The following is a 3,364-nucleotide window of genomic DNA, read 5'->3' as shown; positions in this document are numbered from 1 at the left end:
CCCCCCCCCCCCCCCCCCCCCCCCCCCCCCCCCCCCCCCCCCCCCCCCCCCCCCCCCCCCCTCCCCCTTGCCCGGGAGGCCAGGCGGGGGTAGGGGCGGGCCAACGGTAGGCGGGGGCGGGCGGGTAGCCAGGCGGGGGTGGGGAGGGGACGAGCAAACGGTAGGCGGGGGCGGGCGGGTAGCCAGGCGGGGCGGGCGGCCGGGCGGGACGGCTGGCCAAGCAGGACGGGCGGCCAGGCGGGGCGGGCGGCCAGGCGGGGGTGGGCTGCCAGGCCAGGCGGGTGGCCAGGCGGGGGACAGACGGCCAGGCGGGGGCGGGGGCAGGCCAACGATGGGCGGGGGCGGGCGGGTGGCCAGGCAGCGATGTGCGCCGGCCAGGGCGGCCGGACGGCGCCAAGCGCCGGTCAGCGGTGGGCGGGTGGCCAGGCCCCACCGCCGCCCGCCGCCATGCGCCCGCCCACCCGCTACCCCCGGCTCACACCGCGTCCGCGCTGCCTCCGTCGGCGGGCTGGGTGGGCGGGGTGCTTGGGGGTGGGGGCGGGGTCGGGTCGTTGCGGAGGTCGTGGTCGGTCAGGCCCAGGGCGCGGCGGGCGATCGTTTCGGCCGCGACCGGGTTGTCGTTCTGCAGGGCCGCCCGGTACGCGCCCAGCGGGTCCGCGGTGGTGTCGGCGGCTGCGGTCCACGCGGACTGGTCCGCCTTCAGGGCTGCGACCAGGGCGGCGATCCGGTCCTTGCTGCCCGCCGACCACTGGTCCTGACCGAGCGTGGCCACGACGCCGGATAGCACCTGGGAGACGCCCTGCGAGCGGTAGCCGACGTACTCGGGGTCGGTCTGCGGCTTGGCGAACTCGGGCTCCAACTCGTCCAGGCTGTACAGGTCCTTGAGGAGCGCCTGCTGGTCCGGCGAGAGGTTGCTGCCGTCCCGGCGCAGCGAACCGATGGCGCGGCCGTCGGCGGCCCTGTCGTACAGGTAGCAGAGCGCACTGTGTCCGCCGCCGGCCCAGGCGGTCGCGTCCTCGGGGTAGATGTCGTGCACCTCGACCGTGCGGGGGATGGCCCACAGGTCGGTGATGTAGTCCGTCTTCGCGTCCGAGCAGAGGGCGTGGGCCTGCCGGATCGCCGCCTCGGTGCCGGGGTAGGTCGAACCGGGCATGGTGACCCGGGCGGTCACCTCGCCCCAGTGCGGGCTCGTGCAGCTGGTGGCCGCGTGGTGGCGGTGGCCGGCGTGGTCCGTCGTCTCGGTGAAGCAGGTGCCGGGCTGCCAGGCGAAGATGCCGGTCGGCCTGGGGGCACTGCCCTGGGCACTGTCCGGGGTACTCGGGCCGGCAGTGGCACCGGCAGCGGGCTGCGCAGCGGCGCCCGCGCCCCCGCCCCCGACGTGCACGTGGAACGAGCCCGTGAGCAGCCCGGTCACCGAGGCGGCCAGGCCCAGCAGGCCGAGCAGCACGCCGGCGACGGCGAGCCCGCGCCCGCGCTGGTGGCGGCGCCGGAGCTGGACCAGGGCGCCGATCCCGAGGCCGAGCGCGGCCGGCCAGAGGCAGCAGGTGACGCCGGTGACCAGCGAGGCGATGGCGAGCCCGTTACTGCCCTCGACCACCGGCCGCCCGTCGGGCGCGCGGGGCGGGTAGGACGGCGGCGGGTAGGGCGAACCGTACGGCGGCGCGAACGGCGGCTGCGGCCCGTCCCCCAGCGGCGGCCCACCCCCCGGTGGCGCCCACGCATCAGCATCCCCGTCCGCCATGCTCCCGCCCCCATGCCCGCCGCTCGCGCAGCCGTTCGACCCTTGATCGGGCCGGACTCTAGCGGATCATGAACCCTCGGGCCCACCGTCGTACGCCACCCGCGCCAGTTCCACCTGGTCCAGGTGCCCGGCCGCCCACTCCGCGAGGTGGGCGAAGAGCGGCGCCAGGCTGCGCCCCAGCTCGCTGATCTCGTACTCGACCCGGGGCGGGACCTCGGGGTGGTAGCTGCGGACCACCAGGCCGTCGCGTTCGAGCTGCCGCAGCCGCTGGGTCAGCACCTTCGGGGTGATCGTGGCGATCTGGCGCTGCAGCTCGACGAAGCGCTGCCGCCCTCGGGTGTGCAGCGTCCACAGGATCGGCGTGGTCCACCGGCTGAAGACGATGTCCACCACCGGCGAGATCGGGCAGGCCGTCGCCGGCTCGGCCGTCCCCTGCGCCCCGGCGGCTCCCCAGGCCTCCATCGTCAGCCCCACTCTCCTCACCTGAGGGTCAGTCACTTTCCCGTAGGTACCTACTGTACGGCCGGTGTTAGCGTCCTCCCAGCGCCGCGAGGACGGCCACGAGGACGGGCCCCGAGCCCACCCGACCACACCTCACTCCGAGCGCCAACCACCTACCCAACCCCAGGAGTTGACCATGTTCGTAGTGACCGGAGCGACCGGCAACGTCGGCCGTCCGCTGGTGGAGCTGCTCGCCGCCGCCGGGGTCCCGGTGACCGCGGTGTCCCGGCGGATCACCACCGCGGCCCTGCCCGCCGGGGTGCACGCCCGCCCGGCCGACCTCGCCGACCCGGCGAGCCTGCGCCCCGCGCTGGACGGCGCCGAGGCGCTCTTCCTGCACGACACCGGTCCGGGCGCCCACCTGCTGCGCACGACGGAGCTCGTCGCGCTGGCCAAGGCCGCCGGGATCCGGCGGATCGTGCTGCTCTCCTCCCAGGGGGTGGCGACCCGACCCGAGTCGGCCTCGCACGGCGGGACGGGACGGGCGATCGACGAGGCGGTCCGGCGGTCCGGGGTGGCCTGGACGGTCCTGCGGCCCAGCGGCTTCGCCTCCAACGCCTACGGCTGGGCGGAGTCGGTGCGGACCCGGCGGACCGTCGAGGCGCCGTTCGGGGACGTCGGGCTGCCGACCGTCGACCCGGCCGACATCGCCGAGGTCGCGGCCGCCGCGCTGCGCACGGACGAGCACGTCGGCCGGACGTACGAGCTGACCGGACCCGCCCTGGTGACACCCCGCCAGCAGGCGGCCGCGCTCGGGGCGGCCCTCGGCGAGCCGGTCCGGTTCGTCGAGCTGACCCGCGCCGAGGCCCGCGCCCACCTGCTGCACGTCATGCCCGAACCCGTGGTGGAGACCACCCTGGGCATCCTCGGCGAACCCACCCCGGCCGAGCAGCGGATCAGCCCCATCGTCGAGCAGGTCCTGGGCCGCCCGCCCCGCTCCTTCGGCGACTGGGCCGAGCGCTCCGTGGCCGCCTTCCGCTGAGCTCGGAGCCGCCGCCCCCTAGTACTGCAACGGTGCTTAACCTGACGAGGCTTCAGCTCTTGGGCTGTGGCCTCGTCTCTTGTAGTGGCTGGTCCGGGCCTGGTGTTGGCGTCTGCGGCGCCAGCGGGACCAGTGCAGAA

At 76.2% G+C, this 3,364-nt stretch carries 3 protein-coding genes; 1 reads left to right on the top strand and 2 read right to left on the bottom strand.

Features of this window, described 5'->3' with window-relative positions; all coding sequences use genetic code 11:
* Positions 1-475: 475 nt before the first annotated feature.
* Positions 476-1,741 (bottom strand): DUF4190 domain-containing protein, encoded by a 1,266-nt coding sequence (locus ACQRUO_RS39015; protein WP_428320933.1) that lies wholly within the window; start codon positions 1,739-1,741, stop codon positions 476-478.
* A gap of 66 nt (positions 1,742-1,807) precedes the next feature.
* A complete protein-coding gene (locus ACQRUO_RS39010; RefSeq protein ID WP_428320934.1) occupies positions 1,808-2,203 on the bottom strand; it encodes a winged helix-turn-helix transcriptional regulator in 396 nt (131 codons plus the stop codon).
* A 175-nt stretch (positions 2,204-2,378) separates the two neighbouring features.
* On the opposite strand from ACQRUO_RS39010, the gene ACQRUO_RS39005 reads away from it, so the two are divergent.
* The gene (locus ACQRUO_RS39005) at positions 2,379-3,224 is read left to right on the top strand and encodes an SDR family oxidoreductase (RefSeq protein WP_428320932.1); all 846 of its coding nucleotides are present in this window, start codon (positions 2,379-2,381) and stop codon (positions 3,222-3,224) included.
* Positions 3,225-3,364: the final 140 nt, after the last annotated feature.

This window comes from Kitasatospora sp. LaBMicrA B282 (assembly GCF_050325825.1).
Lineage (GTDB): Bacteria > Actinomycetota > Actinomycetes > Streptomycetales > Streptomycetaceae > Kitasatospora.
The sequence above is the reverse complement of the archived record's forward strand: the minus strand, read 5'-3'. Positions and strand labels throughout refer to the sequence as shown.